Genomic DNA, 19,334 nt, shown 5'->3' with positions numbered 1-19,334 from the left:
TAGTTAATTGTCGAGAAATTGTTTACTCACAAAAATCCTCCAAGTATTTATAAATAACTAAAATAGTATCACCTAATTAATTAACTAAAAATTATGTCTATGAAATAAGACCAAATACCCAGAGGAAGTCTTTAATTTTTTATCGACTAAATAGCTTTAAGGAATAGGCTATTTAATATTTTGTAAAAGTAGTATTTCCTTTTTAAACTTTTTAAAAAAAAACAATAAATAAATTAAAATTTAATAAAATGAAAAAAATACTAGGAATATTAGGAGTGGCTATATTCGCCTTAACTTTTTTTATAAATACAAATGTAGAAACTGATAAAGACATAAGTCTATCTAGTATAATTGCCAGTAATACGGCTAATGCAGAGGGTATTCAAGTAAATGGTTGCGAATTTCTATACTTTCAAATGTGTAAGGCAACTTTTGTAAATGTTACTAATTGCCATAATGTTTGGAATGGATCTAATTGTGGTATTTAACTGAAAAATAAATAGTTTTGAGATAATTTTATTTATCTCAAAACTTTATTATATAAATAATATGGATAACTTAAAAATATATGCATTAACTTTAATTACCTTTTTATCTTTTTTTTCATGTAAAGAAGATTCTAATATAGTTATTAATGAAAATATAAAAACTTTTACAAGTTTTAAACAAAAAGATACGATTAAATTTAAAAAGGTTGTAGATTTTAAAAAAGGGGTTGTAGGAAAGATTTACATTAAAGATTCGGCATTGATAATCTTTAATTTAGATGGAAAAAGAGATTTTTTTTTTTATAATTATTTCTTAAAGAATGATTCCCTATCAAAAGGATATTTACCTGGGGGTAAAGGGCCAGGAGAAGCTATAGGAGGTATGTCTTCTGGATTAAAAAATAATATTCTTTGGTTACATGATTTATCACTAAATAAAATATTAGTGGCAGACATAGAGAAGAAAACATCAAATAACAATAAACCTTTATTTAAAGAATACCCTATTGAAAATAATTTCTATATGATGGAGTACCAAGATAGTCTTAATCTTTTTGGAGTAGGCTATATTAATTCTTTATTTAAAGTTCAGAAGGTTGACTTATTTACAGGGAAAATAAAAAAACAATTTGGCGAATTTAAATATCTTCCAGAAGATAAACCCTTTAGCTCTTATAAAACAGCATATGAACCTTTTATCCTATCTAAACCCTCTGATGATAAGATTGTTTTAATATATAGATTTTCTGATATTATAGAAATATTTGATTCTAACACAACAAAAAGTATTGCAATACATGGACCTGAAATGTTTTATGCAGATTTTAATTCAATGTCAATTAAGTCTATGAGTATTATGGCTAGAAATTCCAAAACTAGAATTTCTTTTGTCAATTGTGCAGTAACAGATAACTATATTTATGCTTTGTATTCAGGGAAATTATTTAATACTAAAAATTCTAATTTTGGTATGTATGTTTTTGTATATGATTGGAATGGAAATCCAATAAAAAAATTAATTTTAGATAGAGAGGCTTTTAGTATTGCTGTATCAAAAAATGATAAAGACATTTATATATACGACCCTAAAAACGGTCACATAATGAAAAATAAAATATGATTTCAAAGACATTTTCACCAATTAAATATATAATAATATTAGTTACTGTTTGTTCAATATTGTCATGTAAAAACACAACTAATAGTAAACTAGAGACTAGTTTAACAAATACTGTAGAGAAAACTTTAGGAAAAAAAATAATATTACCAACTAAATTAAAATCGTACAATTCTTTCCCAAATATTATTGCTGATAGTCTTCAAATGTCGTTTGCTAGTTACAAAATATTCTCACACATAAACGTATCTTGTTCTTCTTGTATTGATGGAATTAAAAATTGGGATAGTTTAGTTCCAGACTTCATAAAAGTTAGAACTTCTATCTATTTAATTTGTAGTTCTAAAGATAATTTTGAATTAATTAAAAGTATTTTTGAGTCTAATAAACTTAAAGGTTTTTCTTATCCTATTTTTTTTGATAACGAAAATAAATTTATTGAAAAAAATCCTTTTATGAAGGTGTCGACTCACTTCGAAACCGTATTAACTGATAATAATAATAATATAATTTTAATGGGAAATCCTATTTATTCAGAAGAAACAAAAGAACTCTATTTTAAAGAATTAAATAAAAGAGAGAATTCAAACAGTATTCCAACAAAAATAATTGGAGGTATTCAAATTAAGTGATTTATAAAAAAATTAATTTTATGTTTCTTTTTTATTGTTTAACATTAAAAAAAATAAACAATAGATTTTTGCTTAAAACAATTAAATTTATTACAACAATAAATTTAATTGTTTTTTTTTGTGTTATTTTTAAGTTGTTTTTTTTTGATATTTATAAAATACCAAGTTCCTCAATGGAAAACAGGTTATTTACTAATGATGTTATTTTAGTAAATAAACTAAAATATGGTCCGAGATTACCACGTTCTCCTTTTGATATTCCTTTTATAAACATTGCTTTTTATTTTAATGACAATGCCAGAAAAAGAATAAAAGAATATTGGTGGCCTTACAAGCGTATTTTGGGTACTTCACAAATACAACAAGGAGATATTATGGTATTTAATTCTACATGGCGTAAAGATTATATTTTGGTAAAACGTTGTGTTGCATTACCAGGAGAGACTTTAAAAATTGAGAATAGTTTTGTTTATACAAACAATATCTATTTTAACGATTCTAAAAATGTAAAACACAACTATATTTTTAATGTTACAGATGAAAAAAAACTATATAATGTTTTAGATTCTTTGGGTTTAAAGAGTGTTTCTATAAGTCAAGATAAATTAGATATATATCAATCAAATTTATCTCTACTAGAGCTAGAAGTCTTAAAAAATACTAGGCTAATAGAAAGTGTTAATATTAAAATAGATACTTTAAATAGAAAAGGGTTGTTCTTTCAACCTATGAATAGTAATTGGTCATTAGATAATATGGGGCCTGTAGTCGTTCCTAAAAAAGGAATGCAAATAATATTAAATGAGGAGAGTTTTTCAATCTATAAAAAAGCAATTCGTAAATCAGAAAAATGTAAATTGGCAAAACGTAATGGAGCGTATTATATTAACAATAAAAAGGTAGAAACCTATACATTTACCCAAGACTATTATTTTATGATGGGAGATAATAGAAGTAGTTCACTAGATTCTAGATACTATGGGTTTATTCCAGAACAGAATATTATTGGTAAAGTACAATGTGTGCTGTATTCTAATTATCAAGATAAATTTCAATGGAATCGCTTTTTTAAAAGTGTAAATTAGACCAATTAAGATATGAAACTTAAATTTTCTTCATTTTCTATTCTTACTCTTTTTATCTGTTTATCAATTATTGGGGCTTGCTTAATTCCTTTATTGAGTGTGCAATTAGCGCCTTCAAAAGTTTTACCTGCTATTAATGTAAGTTACAGCTGGCAAGATGCTTCTGCTAAAGTGATAGAGCAAGAAGTAACTGCAAGGTTAGAAGGTGTTTTTAATACGGTTAAAGGCATAAAAAATATACGTTCAACCTCTAATAAAGGACGTGGAAATATTGTTATTGGGTTTAAAAAAAACACCAATATGGATGCAGTTCGCTTTGAATTGGCAAATCTTATTCGCCAATCGTATTCAGAACTTCCAGAAGGTGTTAGTTACCCAAGCTTATCGCTAAGTACACCTAATGAAAATAAGGCACCTATTTTATCGTATAGCATACATGCCGTTGAGAGTCCTAACTACATTAAAAAATATGCAGAAAAACATATTTTACCTCAAGTATCAACTTTAAAAGGGGTTAGTAAAGTTACTATTTATGGAGCAGCTCCTTTTGAGTGGGTGATAACATACAATACCAACAAACTATTGCAATTACAATTGTCTGTAAGTGATATTCAAAAAGCAATTAATGTGTATCTTAAAGAGCAAGAATTAGGAAGTGGTGTTTACAAAGCAAATAACGATGCTGATACTTATGAAATAGCATTAAGTTTAGGGTATAAAGGAGATGCTGAAATTAATTGGCATAAAATTCCTATCAAAAAGATAGGAAATAGAATTATTTATTTAGAAAACATCGCCAAAGTTACCTATAAAGAGGCTGTTGTAAACAGTTACTATAGAATAAATGGGGTAAACAGTATAAATATGACTGTTTATGCAGAGCAAGATGTAAATACCATTGATTTGGCGCAAACAGTTAAAGCAAAAGTTACAAGTTTAAATGCCCAATTAGATAAAGGTTACAGCATAAAACTAACACAAGACACTACAGAATATGTAGTGGAAGAATTATATAAAATTCAAAAACGGACGTTGTTTTCTTTTCTTATTCTATTAATCTTAATTTTGATTATTAATAGAAGTTTTAAGTACTTACTTATTTTATTTTTAAGCATCATTACCAATTTATTAATTGCAATTATTTTTTATTACTTGTTTCAAGTAGAACTCCAATTATATTCTTTTGCAGGGATTACTATTTCTTTTGGCATCATCATAGATAATAGTATTATTATGATTGATCATATCAGAAATAAAGGCAATAAAAAAGCATTTTTAGCCATTTTAGCAGCAACGCTAACAACTATTGGTGCATTAATGATTATTTTTTTATTGAAGGAAAATCAACAGGCAGATTTATTAGATTTTGCTCTGGTAATTGCCATAAATATAGGCGTTTCTTTAGTAGTGTCTTTGTATTATGTACCTGCTCTTTTAGATAAAATAAATATATCAAAAAAACGAATTCATTTTTCTAGAAAGAGAAAAAGGAGAATTATACGATTTACCAATTTTTATACACGAGTTATTCTTTGGATGAAAAAACCACGCTATAAATGGGCATTCATTTTGTTATTTATTTTAGGTTTTGGAATCCCATTTCAGTTTTTACCTAAAGAAATAAAAGGAGATGGTTTTTTTACTGAAATTTATAATAAAAGTATAGGTAATGAAGGTTTTACAAATGATATAAGACCCACTTTAGAAAAAGTAATTGGAGGGTCATTAAGATTATTTACAGAAGATGTTTTTGAGAATTCTTATTATTCAGAACCAGAAAGAACGACTTTAAGAGTTACAGGTAGCATGCCAGATGGATGTACCATTCAACAATTGAATGAAGCCATTACAAAAATGGAGCAATATTTGAGTCGTTTTGATGAAATAGAATTATTTGAAACCAGAATATCTAGTTATAGAAATTCTAATATTGCTATTTACTTTAAAAAAGATTATGAATTTAGTGGTTTTCCGTATACTTTAAAAAGTTTAATAGAATCAAAAGCAATTAGTTTAGGAGGATTAGATTGGTCTGTTAGTGGTGTTGGAAGAGGTTTTTCTAATGCATTAGGTTCAGGGTCTAAACAAAACAAAATCATATTAGAAGGTTATAATTATGATAAATTATACGGTTATGCAGAACAGTTGCAGCAACAATTGATAGATAGTTCTAATTTTAGAGTGAAAGACATAGAAATAACTAGTAGAGCTTATGGAGATAATGCCTTGTATGAATATTACCTAGATTTTAATACTGATAAATTAGCGCTTGCCAACGTTTCTCAAAGACAGCTCTACGGGTATTTGAAAAATCAAGTATATGTGGGTCAACTGCCTTCTGTTATTCAAAATAACGAATTACAGCATGTTAAGCTAGTCTCAGATAAGTACAAGAAATTTAATATATGGGATTTAAAACACACACCAATAACCATACAAAACAAACAATATAAGTTAGACCAATTAGCAACTGTAGAAAAGAAGAAAACAGGTAATACCATTAAAAAGAATAATCAACAATATAGTTTAACAGTAGCGTTTGATTTTCTTGGCACAGCACTATTAGCTCAAAGAGTTAGAGAAAGAGCTATAGAAAGTTTTGAACCTAAATTACCACTAGGTTATAAGGTATTTGAACAAAAATATAACAGATGGAATAAAAAAGATAAGAAACAGTATTATTATTTATTTATAGTAATTGGTATTATCTTTTTTATCTGTTCCATACTACTAGAGTCCTTAAAACAACCCTTCGCAATAATCAGTATGATTCCTATCTCATTTATTGGCGTATTTTTAACTTTTTACCTGTTTGATTTTAACTTCGATCAAGGTGGTTATGCTTCTTTTATATTATTAAGCGGTATTAGTGTAAATTCAGCATTGTATATTGTTAATGATTTTAATAATCTAAAAATTCAATATCCGAGAAGAAATTTTAGTTTTCTCTATTTTAAAGCATTTAATTATAAAATAGTTCCTGTTATTCTAACTATTGTGTCAACAATTGTTGGGTTAATTCCTTTTGTGTGGAGTGGTCAAAACGAAGCTTTTTGGTTTTCATTTGCCGTTGGCTCAATTGGTGGCTTGTTATTCTCTTTAATTGGTCTATTCTTTTATTTGCCAATTTTCGTATTAAAAAATAATAATAAACTAATGCATAATTATCATGATGAAACAACTGTTTAATTGCTTATCCATTCTTTGTTTAATAACTATGTTTTCATGTTCAAAAATGAATAAAAACCTAGAATTGACATTAAAGGAATCTGGTGATAATAGACCAGAGCTAGAAAAAGTATTGGATTATTATAGTACGATTCCAGCAGATAGTTTAAAATATAAAGCAGCTGTTTTTCTTATTGAAAACATGCGAAACCATAAGTCATATAAAGTTATTAATGGATTTGAAGCTGCTTTTGATAGTATTGATAAGTATCCTAAATGTATTTTACGTCGAGATATTTTTGGAAGAATGTTAGATTCAATATCAAAGACCACTTCTAATAGAGCTGAATTACTTTTTGATATTAAGATTTTAACATCTGATTTCATTATTAAAAACATTGAATTATCATTTAACGCATGGAACAAAATCCCGAAAAATAAACGGGCCTCTTTTGATGATTTTTGTAATTATATTTTGCCATATAAAAGTGATGATGAACCTATTGAAAAAAATAGCCGTGAAAAATTATTCAAAAAGTATGAATGGGTATACAAATATATAGAGAAGGGAGCTACTTTAAGATTTGTAATAGATTCAATAACTTCTGAATTTGGATTTGTAAATATGAATAAAATAAAAAATTATTACCCTGTTCCTTTAAGTATAAATCAAATTGAAAAATCGAAGTTGGGGTTATGTGATGATGGGGTCAATTATTTAGTTAATGCTTTTAGAGCTATTGGAATTATTTGTACAAAAGATATGGTATCCCATTGGGGAAATCATCATTCTTCTGGACACTCTTGGATTTACACGAAGTATGGTAAAGAGGAATATTCAGCAGGTTTAGAAGGTTATGAGGATATGAAAAACAAATTCAAAGGAGAAAGTCTTCCTAAAGTTATTAGAAAAATGTATAGTTGTCAAAAGATAGAAAATACACTATCTCAATTTCATAAAGATGTTACAGCAGAATATGTTCCGACAGTTAACATACAAGTTGAAAATATATTTAATGTTACTAATTCTACACCTTTATTATGTGTTTTTGATATTAATAGAGGTTGGAGCCCAATAGCATTAGGTACATTTAAAAATGAAAAAAACACCTATAATAATATTGGAGTCAATGTATTATACATGCCGGTTAATAGAAGTAATATGCCTGTAAATTATCCATTTTATATTGATAATAAAAAAAAGGTTCATTTTTTTAAACCATCTGAATCTATTTTGGAATATGTAGAGCTAACTAGAAAGATTGGGTTAAGTTCCAAGAGAAATAAATCAAAAATAAATTGGATAAGAAACATAAACGGCGGCTTATTTCAAGGAAGTGATAATAAGGAGTTTAAAAATGCAAAAACTTTATATGAGATATCTAATTTTAATAGTACTCATATAACTAAAATAAAGTTAAAAGCAAAATACAAGTTTAAATACGTTCGTTTTTATTCGAATAAAAAAGAATCTTTTTTAGCAAGATTAGCTTTTTACGATGCTGATAGAAAAATATTATTAGGAGAAGTCGTAAAAGAAAATAATGTAAATCTTATTTGGGAAAATGGTGCTTTTGATAATGACCCTTTGTCTTTGTCAGGAGGTAAAGATTTTTCGTTAGGGTTAAAGTTTAGTAAACCAAAACATATAGGTTTTATTGAGTTTCAAGTTAGGAATGATGATAATCATATTAATATTGGAGAAGAATATGAATTGTTTTTTTGGAATAAAAAATGGAAATCATTAGGAAGAAAAATAGCAGCAGATACACTACTTAGATATAATGTGCCCAAAAATTCTTTATTCTGGTTAAAAAACCTTACTAAAGGAAAAGAAGAACATGTTTTTACAATTGATGAAAATGGAAAGCAATTTTGGCCAGGTTCTTCTGAGTAAATATATAAAAATACTACAATTTTTAACAAGTAAAATTATTAAGAGTATAATTTAAACTTTGTCTGTTTCTTTTTTCCGTTTTCAAAATAATTTGATTTTTCTATTCATAACAATGCTCAAAAAATCAACTGATTTTTAAAATGAGCCTAAGCGGCAGGCGTCACGTACAGTTTCTCTTTTTATATAAAAGTATAAATGTGCATTTATATAAAAAGAGAAAGTTCTAAGTATATAAAACTACAAAAATATAAAGCTATAAATAGACATTTATAGCTTTATACATCTTAAGTTTACAATTCATTAAATTGAACAAAATAATAAAGAACAAAAGAGAGGAATAAGATGATTAAAAGTGTTTCTATGGAGAAACAGGAATTCAAACTTCATAAATTAATACGATTAATAACTGATATCTATCCGTGGTTAGTAAATCTAACTACTTTTGGACTTGATCCGAAATGTGTTACCTAGAAACAAAAAAAGCTGACTTATAAAGTCAGCTTTCCCTTGTTGTACAGGCGGAGAGACTCGAACTCTCACACCTCGCGGCACTAGATCCTAAGTCTAGCGTGTCTACCAATTCCACCACGCCTGCATCATAATTGCGGTTGCAAATATACACATTACTTGTAAACTTCAAAGAAGTTCCATTCTTTTTTCTTATTTTTGAGAAACATTTTTTTGTCGTTATGAAAAACAGAAAACAATACATTGAGTTACAAAAAGATAGATTCCTATCTGAATTGTTTGAAATTTTAAAACTTCCATCAATCAGTGCTGATTCAGCTTTTAATCAAGATGTATTAGATACTGCAGAATTGGTAAAAACATATCTAGAAAAGGCAGGTTGTGACAATGTTGAAGTCTGCGAAACTCCAGGTTACCCAGTTGTTTATGGTGAAAAAATCATCGATAAAAATCTACCTACTATTTTGGTTTATGGGCATTATGACGTCCAACCTGCAGATCCTATCGAACTTTGGAACTCACCTCCTTTTGAACCCGTTATAAAAACCACCGAAATTCACCCTGAAGGAGCTATTTATGCACGTGGTGCCTGTGATGACAAAGGACAAATGTTTATGCATATCAAGGCTTTTGAATACATGATTCAAAATAACGAACTTCCTTGTAATGTGAAATTTATGATAGAAGGAGAAGAAGAAATAGGATCTCCAAGTTTGGAGTGGTTTCTTAAAGAACATACCCATAAATTAAAAAACGACATCATTCTTATTTCAGATACGGGAATGATTTCTAATACCCAGCCCTCTATTACAACTGGACTTAGAGGTTTGTCTTATATGGAAGTTACCGTTACAGGTCCAAATCGAGATTTACACTCTGGATTGTATGGAGGAGCGGTTGCCAATCCAATCAATATATTAACTCAAATGATTTCTAAACTGCTTGACGCAGACAACAGAATTACCATTCCAGGATTTTATAACAATGTTGAAGAACTTTCTTTAGCAGAGAGAGCTGAAATGGCAAAAGCCCCCTTTTCTCTTGACGATTATAAAAAGTCTTTAAATATACAAGAAGTACATGGAGAAAATGGTTATACCTCCAACGAAAGAAACTCGATACGTCCAACTTTAGACGTAAACGGAATCTGGGGAGGTTATACGGGACAAGGTGCAAAAACCGTTATTCCCTCCAAAGCTTATGCTAAAATTTCTATGCGATTGGTACCTGGTCAAGATCACAAAGAAATCTCAGAATTATTTTCCTCTTATTTTAAAAGCATCGCTCCTAAATCAGTATCTGTAGAAACAACTTCTCATCACGGTGGACATCCATATGTGACTCCTACTGATCATATCGGCTACCTAGCCGCAAAAAAAGCATACCAAAAAACCTTTAATTGCACTCCTATTCCCCAAAGATCTGGTGGAAGCATACCAATTGTGGCTTTGTTTGAAAATGAATTAAACAGCAAATCTATCTTAATGGGATTCGGTTTAGACAGTGATGCTATCCATTCACCCAACGAACATTTTGGTGTTTTTAATTTCTTAAAAGGAATAGAAACCATCCCTTTATTTTATAAATATTTTACAGAATTATCGAGTTAATATACGGGCATTGCACTTTGTGCCATGCACTGTATCTTTTTTCCAAACTTTAAAAAGTAAGCGAGCGGATAAGAAAGGATGCCGTTGCTATCACCAATGCAAAAATCAAATATAAATTTCTACCATTTTTCGCCAGTACTTGGCTTTATGCGCTTCTTCATCCCAAATAAACAAATTATGGGAAATTTCCTTTCTCCTTAATGTTCCGCTTAACAAAAAATTACTCGCCAAAAACACATCCTCTTTCCCAATCGCCAAAATAATATCCAATCGATTCAACTCATATATAATTCTAGGACAGATTAAGTTTTTCAAATACTGATTCGGCATATTAAAGTACACTTCTGAATCCTGATAACCACTTAACAAATCTTGAAAACACCCATTATTTTTCGTTAAATCATATCTTCCACTCATCCCAACAACTTTGCAAAACAAATACGGATAACGCAACGCAATATTTACTGCGTGGTATGCTCCTAAGCTACAACCTGCTGAAATCAAATGAGAACTCGGATTCATCTTATTGGCTAAGGGAACAACTTCTCTAATAATATATTTTTCGTACTGAGCATGACGATAAATACGACAAACCGGATGAATAAAATTATTATAAAAAGACTCAACATCAATACTATCAACACAATACAACTGTATATAACCCTGGTTAATTTTAGTAGATAGAGAGTCTACAATATTCCAGTTTTCATAATCATAAAAACGCCCCATTCTAGGTGGAAAAAACAAAACTTTAGTACCTCCGTGACCAAAGACAAGCAATTCCATTTCTTTTTCTAAATTAGGACTGTACCATTTATGATATGTTCTTTTCATAGCTTATATCAGGGGTTCTCTTATTTAAATCATCACCTCTTTACTGAAATTTTCGTTGGAAATATCTCTTTATTTTTCTGCATTTTTAGACTCCACAATTCATAACCTTTTTCACTTAAATGCAAACCATCTTCAATAAAATAAGCCTCATTAGGATATCCATTAGCGTCCAGCATAGCATCGTAAATATTTAAAAAATGAAAATTAGCATCTTTCAAACAGAGTTCTTTTATATTACTGTTGGTATATCTAATACTCCCAGACAAATGCCATCTACTTATACTAGGTTTTATTGAAATAAAAGTACAGGGAATATCTTCATATTTTAAACGTATTTTAGCTAATAAATTCTCAAAAAACAAGACCACCTCTTCAGGGTGTCTATTATCACCTAGGTCATTATCACCTGCATAAATAATAATCGCTTCTGGCTTTTTTATGTTCTCAAACACTCTTTCAAAAAACCAAGTACAGGCAGAGAGAGTAGAACCTCCAAAACCAAGATTTACAGGTTTATACTGCTCAAATATTTTAGTCAACTCTTCCCATTGAGTAAATGAAGAGCTCCCATAAAACACTAATTTTGGTTCGTAATCCAAACTGTTAATTTTCTTCTCCAATCTCTCTAAATCATCATGATACCAAAACACAGTTATTCTCTTTTAAATTAAATTTTTAAATGTATAAAAAAAACCCTAAAAATAGAGACTAGTAAATTACTAATTTCAAGAATTACAATCTCAATTCAATACGTAGTTTTTCAGTAAAACTCCCAACAACAAGTTTATAAGAATGATCTACTAATTCATAAAAAAAATCTGACAAATTGGTATATTCAACGGTAATCCAGTGTTTTTTATTCATATGAAATCCCGGCATAATTTGTTCATAAGCCTCTTGTAAATCTAAAGATTTTTCGGGATCGCATTTTAAATTTATACGAGGTGGTGTTTTTTCCAAACCTGTTAAGGCAAACATTTTTCCTGCAACCTTAAAAACCAAAGTGACCTCATCAAAAGGAAAACCTTCTGTAACCCGAGGTTTTGACAAACAGTAATCTCTAAGTGTTTCTATATTCATTTTTCCTTTTGTAAAAGTTTCAATATACAATTACTGAGCTACATGGTAAGTATTTGTTTTATGTTTTTTTGATATTTTGGTTTTTGTTTAACCATTCTAATAATTGTTTTATGAAAAATGGATTCTTTGAATTGTGATCCGTTAATTCAACCGCTATTACTAGCCTTTTCCTTTTTTGAATCATAGCTTCTTCCTTCTTGCTTCCCTTGTTCCTTACCTCTCACTGTAAACTCATCTACATGCACTATTTTTGTGAGGGGATATTCCTGACTGCTTTCCATTGCTTTTCTAACTTTTCGCATAAAACATCAAGCTGTTCCTTGACGAATACTAAATCGTTTCCCCATTTGAATACTAGAGATACTTTTACTGCTTATACACATCTCAAAAACAACACAAAAAGATTTTTGAAAACCAAATTTCACTTTGTGAAACAACGTGTTAGCAGTAGTGCTTTTCTACATGATTGCAAGAGTAACAATGATAATTATTACTTGATTTTTTACAACCTTTTATCACCGCATTTGTTACAAATAAAGCCATCTTCTCATTTTGTTTTTGACAAATAAGCCTTATAAGCTTCATCATTTCGTAATTCTTTTATAAAGCTCAGTAAATTTTGACCATTAAAAATATCAATACCTTATCTTTGAATGTATAAGTTACAGAAATTAAATGACTAACTCAGTGTTTTAAAACACGCTACGGTTTCATCCTAAACAATAATGTCTCTTGTTTTTTTGTAACCCGCTTTATCAGTTTCACTTTTTTCTCTATAGCTTCTGGTAATTGTACTATTCGGCATTGGTTTATACATTGAGAAAACCAACGGTGTTATTTGTCTGGTGGTTTCTTAACTTTTGTAACTATTTTAAAACTAAAGTTTACACATAAAACAATTCAGATGCTATTCCATCGGCTAAAAATTTTCCGCTAGCTGTGGTTTTTAAACAGTTATCTAAAACCATCAAAGTATTCTCTTTAATAAAAGGTTTTGCTTCCGCTAATAAGTAGTCAAAATATTTTACACCAAATTCAGCTTTTAATTTCACTAAGTCAACACCGTAAATAGTACGCAAACCGATCATTACAGTTTCATTAAACCGATCATTAATACTAAGTTCTTCCTTTTCAAAACTGGTGTTTCCAGATTCCAAAGCTTTTATATATTTCGCATTATTAGCAATATTCCAATACCTTTTATTATCATAATAAGAATGTGCTGAAGGTCCTACTCCTAAATATCGTTTGCCTTTCCAATAAGCCGTATTATGTTTAGAAAAATAATTTGGCTTTCCGAAGTTTGATATTTCATAATGTATAAACCCATTTTTTTGAGCCTGCTCTACCAAACTATTAAAATGATTTAGGGCCAACTCCTCATCCACAGGAGGATATGTTTTTCTATCAATAAAACTAGCCAAAGCTGTTTTGTCTTCTACCGTTAAAGCATAACAAGAAATATGATTGATGCCCAAATCAAAAATTATTTGCATATTCTGTTCCCAACCTTTTTGAGTCAGACTAGGAATTCCGTAAATTAAATCTACGGTAATATTATCAAAGTATTTGGTTGCCAAATCTAAACAAACTATTGCTTCATTTGAGTTATGAGCTCTATTCATCATTTTCAAATCATCCTCAAAAAACGATTGAACTCCTATACTCAGTCTATTTATCTTTGATGACGATAATTCAAGAATCTTAGCATTATGCAAATCATCTGGGTTTGCTTCTAATGTAATCTCTGGAAATTCAATTACCGAAAAATTAGAATAAATTACAGCCAAAAAAGCATCAATTTCCTTTTGACTTAACAAACTTGGTGTACCTCCTCCAAAATAAATAGTCTCAATCACATCTTCTTTAAAATCAACAGATCTTTGAATCAACTCTTTTTGAATTGCAAACAACATTTTCTCTTTGTACTTTAATGAGGTAGAGAAATGAAAATCGCAATAATGACATGCCTGTTTGCAAAAAGGGATATGTATATAAATTCCTGACATTTTTTTAGCTTTTGGCTTTTAGCTTCTCGTCATTAGCTAATTGCTAACGGCAAAAAACAAATAGCTAATTAATCTTATAACGAATATTCTCCTTTTCCATTCTGCTAAAAAACTCTGGAGACGCATTGATCTTCATACCTCTACTCGGCATGGTCAGGTCTATTTTTTCTTTTTGTTCTCTAAGCGCAAAAGATAGTTTTTGTTTTCCTGCAATGGAATAATCAGACAAAATACTATGTAAAAAACGAACATATTCTTCTGTTACCTCATTCATATTTAATTGAATCGTAATCTTTTCACACTTTTCATCCATTACATCATGTAACAACATAAAATTTGTAAACCTCAAACGAGGTTCTCCTTGGATTCCTGTTTCCTTATTTGTCCATCCAGGCTGCAATATTGCATTAATATATAAAAAAATATTTTCTGTTAAGAAAGGTCTAAACTGTAAATATTCATTACCAAAAATTCTAAATTCATGACTATCTCCATAATCTTCTACAACAAAAGTAGCCCAACCTTTCCCCATTTTAGAGACTCTGTGTTCTACACTTGTTAAAATAGCACCAATACTTAATTTATGTCCAAGATAATTAGTCATATCTCCATTAAAAGCAGCAAGTGTCGTATTACAAAAACGCATTTCATTTTTAAAATCATCCAGAGGGTGTGCAGAAATATACATACCTGTAACCTCTTTTTCTCTAGCTAGTAACTCCATGGTTCCCCAAGTATCACAACCTGGAATATCAGGTTCTGGAAATGTAATAGAAGAAGCTTCGCCAAACAAAGATACTTGAGATGAATTCTCACTCTCCTGATATTTATTTCCAAACTTTAAGGCTTTTTCTAAAAAAGTAGCTCCCTTTTCATCTTGCACATAATACTGTGCTCTATGGGTACTTGTAAAAGAATCGAAACCTCCAGCTAAAATCAAGCCTTCAACGGCTTTTTTACCAGCAACTCTAAGATCAATTCTTTTGACAACATCAAAAATGGAAGTGAAATTTCCATTTTCTTTTCGTTCTTTGATGATCTCTTCAACAGCAGATCCTCCCACGCCTTTTATCGCTCCCATTCCAAATCGGATGGCTCCATCATCATTTACAGAAAATTTTAAATAAGATTCATTTACATCAGGTCCTAAAACAGTCAATCCACCTCTTTTACATTCTTCCATAAAAAATGCCACCTGTTTGATGTCATTCATATTATTAGTCAATACAGCTGCCATATATTCAGCAGGATAATGTGCTTTTAAATAAGCTGTTTGATAAGCAATCCAAGCGTAACATGTAGAGTGAGATTTGTTAAAGGCATAGGATGCAAAAGCCTCCCAATCTTTCCAAATCTTCTCCAAAGGCACCCTTGCATGCCCTCTTTCTTCAGCCTGACTTATAAATAAAGGTTTCATTTTTTCCAGTACAGCAATTTGCTTTTTACCCATCGCCTTACGCAAAGTATCGGCTTGACCTTTTGTAAATCCAGCCAAATCCTGAGAAAGCAACATCACCTGCTCTTGGTATACCGTAATTCCGTAAGTCTCCGCCAAACGATCTTTCATCTCTGGCGCAGGTAAATCGTATACAATCTCTTCAATTCCATGTTTACGATTGATAAAACTAGGAATATATTCAATTGGACCTGGTCTATACAAAGCATTCATCGCTATTAAATCCGCAAAAACTGTCGGTTTTAATTCCTTCATATATTTCTGCATTCCTGCAGATTCATATTGGAATATCCCTACGGTTTCTCCTCTTTGAAAGAGCTCATATGTTTTTACATCGTCAATAGGAAAAGCCTCTGGATCTAAATCTATATCATGACGTTCTTTTACTAACTTACAAGTATGTTTGATTAAAGTAAGGGTCTTTAACCCCAAGAAATCCATTTTCAACAAGCCTGCATCTTCCACAACTGAGTTATCAAACTGTGTCACATACATGTTTGAATCTTTAGCGAGAGCTACTGGTACGTATTTGGTAATATCATCAGGAGTAATAATTATTCCACAGGCATGGATACCTGTATTTCTAACCGACCCCTCTAATATTCTGGCTTTGTTTATTGTTTCGGCTGTCAAATCACTTCCTTTGGAAATTCTTTTCAGCTCTTTTACCATTTCAACTTCCTCTGATCGTAATTTGTCGGACAAGGCCTTGTCGTCTAAACCAAAAATTTTCTTAAGCTTCATTCCCGGAATCAACTTGGCAACTCTATCTGCCTCATACAAGGGCAAATCCAATACACGAGCAGTATCTCGAATAGAAGATTTTGCCGCCATAGTACCATAGGTAATAATTTGCGCTACTTGATTGGCTCCATATTTATCAATAACATAATCAATTACACGCCCACGACCTTCATCATCAAAATCAATATCAATATCGGGCATGGATATACGTTCTGGATTTAAAAAACGCTCAAAAAGCAAATCATATTCTATAGGATCTATATTTGTAATCCACAAACAATAAGCCGCCACAGAACCAGCAGCAGATCCACGACCTGGACCTACCGAAACTTCCATATCACGAGCAGCTCGAATAAAATCTTCAACAATCAAAAAATAACCAGGGTAGCCCGTTTTCTCAATTACATCTAATTCTAAATCTAATCGTTCTTTGATTTCAGGTGTAATTTCTTTATACCTTTTTTTAGCACCTTCATACACCAAATGGCTTAAATAGTTATTTTCTCCACGTTTACCACCGTCTTCTAAATCCTTTGCATCTCTAAACCGCTCTGGAATATCAAAAGCAGGCAACAATACATCACTTGCCAATGTAAAGGGCGTAATTTTGTCAACCAGCCCCTGAATATTAATTATTGCATCAGGAATATCTGCAAATAACTCTTTCATCTCCTCTGGAGATTTAAAGTAATATTCATCATTAGGCAAACCAAAACGATACCCTCTTCCTCTACCTTTTGGAGTTGCTTGTTTCTCCCCATCTTTTACACATAATAAAATGTCATGAGCATTAGCGTCTTCCTTCTTTATATAAAAAGTATTGTTTGTTGCGATGATTTTAACATCATATTGCTCCGCAAACTTTAACAAGACTTTGTTTACTACATTTTCATCTTCCTGACCATGGCGCATTAATTCGATATACAAATCGTCTCCGAATTGTTCTTTCCACCAAACCAAAGCATCTTCGGCCTGCTTTTCACCAACATTTAATATTTTACTAGGAACTTCTCCTAACATGCTCCCCGTTAAAAAAATTATATCTTCTTTATATTGTTCAATAATTGCTCTGTCGATACGAGGTATATAATAAAATCCATCTACAAAAGCGATGGAAGACATTTTAGCTAGGTTTTGATAACCATTTCTGTTTTTTGCAAACAAAACAGCTTGATATCCATTGTCTTTTTGTGATTTATCCTTGTGATCTTTACAAACATTAAATTCACAGCCTACAATCGGCACCAACTCCTTTTCTTCAAAAGAATCTCCAGACTCCTCTGCTGCTTCTCTTTTGGCTTTGATTCCTTTGTTATAACTCGATACTGCATTGGTAAAATGAAAAGCTGCCATCATATTGGCAGTATCTGTCATGGCAACGGCAGACATTTTATGCTTTCCTGCATTATTTACCAAAGCTCCAATTTCTATCGTAGATTGTAAAATAGAATATTGAGTATGATTGTGCAGATGTGCAAAAGGAACGTCTTGTAATTTTTTTAAACTTTCTTTTACATTAACTCCTTTTCCTTTAGTACCTTCTTGAGAAGATTGGCGTTTTCTAATTTTATCACTCTCTTGTTTAAGGTTTAAGTGTTTTAAACCTATAAGCTCAATCTGGCTTGGGTTTTCCTTTTTAAAGTCAATAAAATACTCCTTCGGAACATCCAATTGCTCTTTTGTAAATCGCTCTCTTCTAAGTAATTCAAAAAAACAACGTGTTGTTGCTTCCACATCGGCAGTAGCATTATGAGCTTCACCAAAACCAACACCAAACAAATAATTATGTAATTCTGTCAAGGTTGGTAGTTTAAACTTACCTCCTCTACCTCCAGAAATTTGACACATTGTAGCAGTGGACTCTGTACAGGTGTCCAAAATACCGAGAGCGTTTTTATCGAGATCTTTTAAATCATCAATTGTCATAACTCTGTTATTCGGCTGCTTGGTAATAAAATTATATTCTTCTAAATCAAAGCTATCAAATTCAAATGCTTTAAAATTAGGTTGTATACCAGCACGAATAAATTCGGCTCCCATAATATTCAGATCAAACGTAACATTTTGACCGACTAAAAACTTGGTCTTTCCTAAAATATTATTAAAACGCTCTAGACCTTCTTTCAAAGGAATTCCTTGTTCCTGACACAGTTCCGTAGAAATTCCATGTATTTTTTCTGAATCAAAAGGAATATTAAAGCCTTCCGGTTGAAGAATAAAATTATCATGCTCAATTACACTCCCCATCTTATCATGTAGCTGCCATGCAATTTGAATACATCTTGGCCAGTTATTAATATCTGTCATTGGAGCCTTATAACTCTTAGGCAATCCGGTAGTTTCGGTGTCAAAAATTAAATACATAAAGAAATGGTCTGCTGTCTTTTTAGAAGCCTTAAAAGTACAAATAATTAAAGGTAAACAAAGAACTATTTATCAACAAAAAAGACAAAATCACGAATGATTCTGTCTTGAATTATTTAAGTAAGTCTCTATTTCTTATAAGAAGTTCTTGGATTCAAGGTTGTAACGCAACAAACCGTTAATAATTTTTACTTGGATTCAAGGTTGTAACGCAACAAAACGTTTTAGTTTTATGATGTTACTATTAACCTCGCATCTATATATCGTTAGTTTTACGCAGCATATTTTATGTTGTGATGTTTAAAATATTTGACTACCCTTTTGCAGTCATTTTGAAGTGTTTTCATGTGATTTTCTGAATTTTCCTTCATCTTTTCTTGTG

12 protein-coding genes, 1 tRNA gene and 1 pseudogene are annotated in these 19,334 nt (G+C 30.5%); 7 read left to right on the top strand and 7 right to left on the bottom strand.

The genetic code is table 11. From position 1 onward, the window contains the following. Positions 1-248 precede the first annotated feature (248 nt). The 6 genes from V5787_RS03735 (at position 249) to V5787_RS03710 (ending at position 8,387) form a co-directional block, all read left to right on the top strand. On the top strand, positions 249-488 hold the full coding sequence (locus tag V5787_RS03735; protein WP_336891933.1) for a hypothetical protein: 240 nt from the start codon (positions 249-251) through the stop codon (positions 486-488). A gap of 61 nt (positions 489-549) precedes the next feature. Further along, positions 550-1,608, top strand: a complete 1,059-nt coding sequence (locus tag V5787_RS03730; RefSeq protein ID WP_336891932.1) for a BF3164 family lipoprotein — start codon at positions 550-552, stop codon at positions 1,606-1,608. Next, positions 1,605-2,237, top strand: coding sequence for a hypothetical protein (locus V5787_RS03725; protein WP_336891931.1), 633 nt, complete (start codon positions 1,605-1,607; stop codon positions 2,235-2,237). Before V5787_RS03730 ends, V5787_RS03725 begins: the two co-directional genes overlap by 4 nt. Before the next feature lie 20 nt (positions 2,238-2,257). Beyond that, the gene (lepB, locus tag V5787_RS03720) at positions 2,258-3,322 is read left to right on the top strand and encodes a signal peptidase I (RefSeq protein ID WP_336891930.1); all 1,065 of its coding nucleotides are present in this window, start codon (positions 2,258-2,260) and stop codon (positions 3,320-3,322) included. A 12-nt stretch (positions 3,323-3,334) separates the two neighbouring features. Then, positions 3,335-6,511 (top strand): efflux RND transporter permease subunit, encoded by a 3,177-nt coding sequence (locus V5787_RS03715; protein WP_336891929.1) that lies wholly within the window; start codon positions 3,335-3,337, stop codon positions 6,509-6,511. 46 nt (positions 6,512-6,557) lie between these two features. Next, entirely contained in the window at positions 6,558-8,387 is a 1,830-nt protein-coding gene (locus V5787_RS03710) for a hypothetical protein (RefSeq protein ID WP_336891928.1), read from the top strand. A gap of 513 nt (positions 8,388-8,900) precedes the next feature. On the opposite strand, the gene V5787_RS03705 is transcribed toward V5787_RS03710, so the two are convergent. Next, positions 8,901-8,982, bottom strand: a tRNA-Leu gene (locus V5787_RS03705). A 94-nt stretch (positions 8,983-9,076) separates the two neighbouring features. Between V5787_RS03705 and V5787_RS03700 the strand changes: the two genes are divergently transcribed. Next, positions 9,077-10,465, top strand: coding sequence for a dipeptidase (locus V5787_RS03700; RefSeq protein WP_336891927.1), 1,389 nt, complete (start codon positions 9,077-9,079; stop codon positions 10,463-10,465). 105 nt (positions 10,466-10,570) lie between these two features. Here V5787_RS03700 and V5787_RS03695 read toward each other — a convergent pair whose 3' ends face one another. The 6 genes and pseudogenes from V5787_RS03695 to dnaE all read right to left on the bottom strand — a co-directional run bounded on the left by V5787_RS03695 (position 10,571) and on the right by dnaE (position 18,952). Beyond that, positions 10,571-11,299 carry an alpha/beta hydrolase-fold protein gene (locus V5787_RS03695; protein WP_336891926.1) on the bottom strand — a complete coding sequence of 243 codons (729 nt, stop codon included), beginning with the start codon at positions 11,297-11,299 and terminating at the stop codon, positions 10,571-10,573. Between the two features lie 32 nt (positions 11,300-11,331). Next, positions 11,332-11,949: a GDSL-type esterase/lipase family protein gene (locus tag V5787_RS03690; protein ID WP_336891925.1), complete on the bottom strand. Its 618-nt coding sequence runs from the start codon at positions 11,947-11,949 to the stop codon at positions 11,332-11,334. An 82-nt stretch (positions 11,950-12,031) separates the two neighbouring features. After that, a complete protein-coding gene (locus V5787_RS03685) occupies positions 12,032-12,379 on the bottom strand; it encodes an MmcQ/YjbR family DNA-binding protein (RefSeq protein ID WP_336891924.1) in 348 nt (115 codons plus the stop codon). 38 nt (positions 12,380-12,417) lie between these two features. Further along, positions 12,418-13,019: pseudogene (locus V5787_RS03680) on the bottom strand (hypothetical protein). Positions 13,020-13,263: 244 nt separating this feature from the next. Then, entirely contained in the window at positions 13,264-14,388 is a 1,125-nt protein-coding gene (hemW, locus tag V5787_RS03675) for a radical SAM family heme chaperone HemW (RefSeq protein WP_336891923.1), read from the bottom strand. A 64-nt stretch (positions 14,389-14,452) separates the two neighbouring features. Beyond that, on the bottom strand, positions 14,453-18,952 hold the full coding sequence (gene dnaE, locus V5787_RS03670) for a DNA polymerase III subunit alpha (protein WP_336891922.1): 4,500 nt from the start codon (positions 18,950-18,952) through the stop codon (positions 14,453-14,455). Between the last annotated feature and the right edge of the window lie 382 nt (positions 18,953-19,334).

Source organism: Flavicella sp., assembly GCF_037132785.1.
Lineage (GTDB): Bacteria > Bacteroidota > Bacteroidia > Flavobacteriales > Flavobacteriaceae > Flavicella.
Note: the sequence above shows the minus strand (reverse complement) of the source record. Positions and strands in the feature narration are given on the sequence as shown.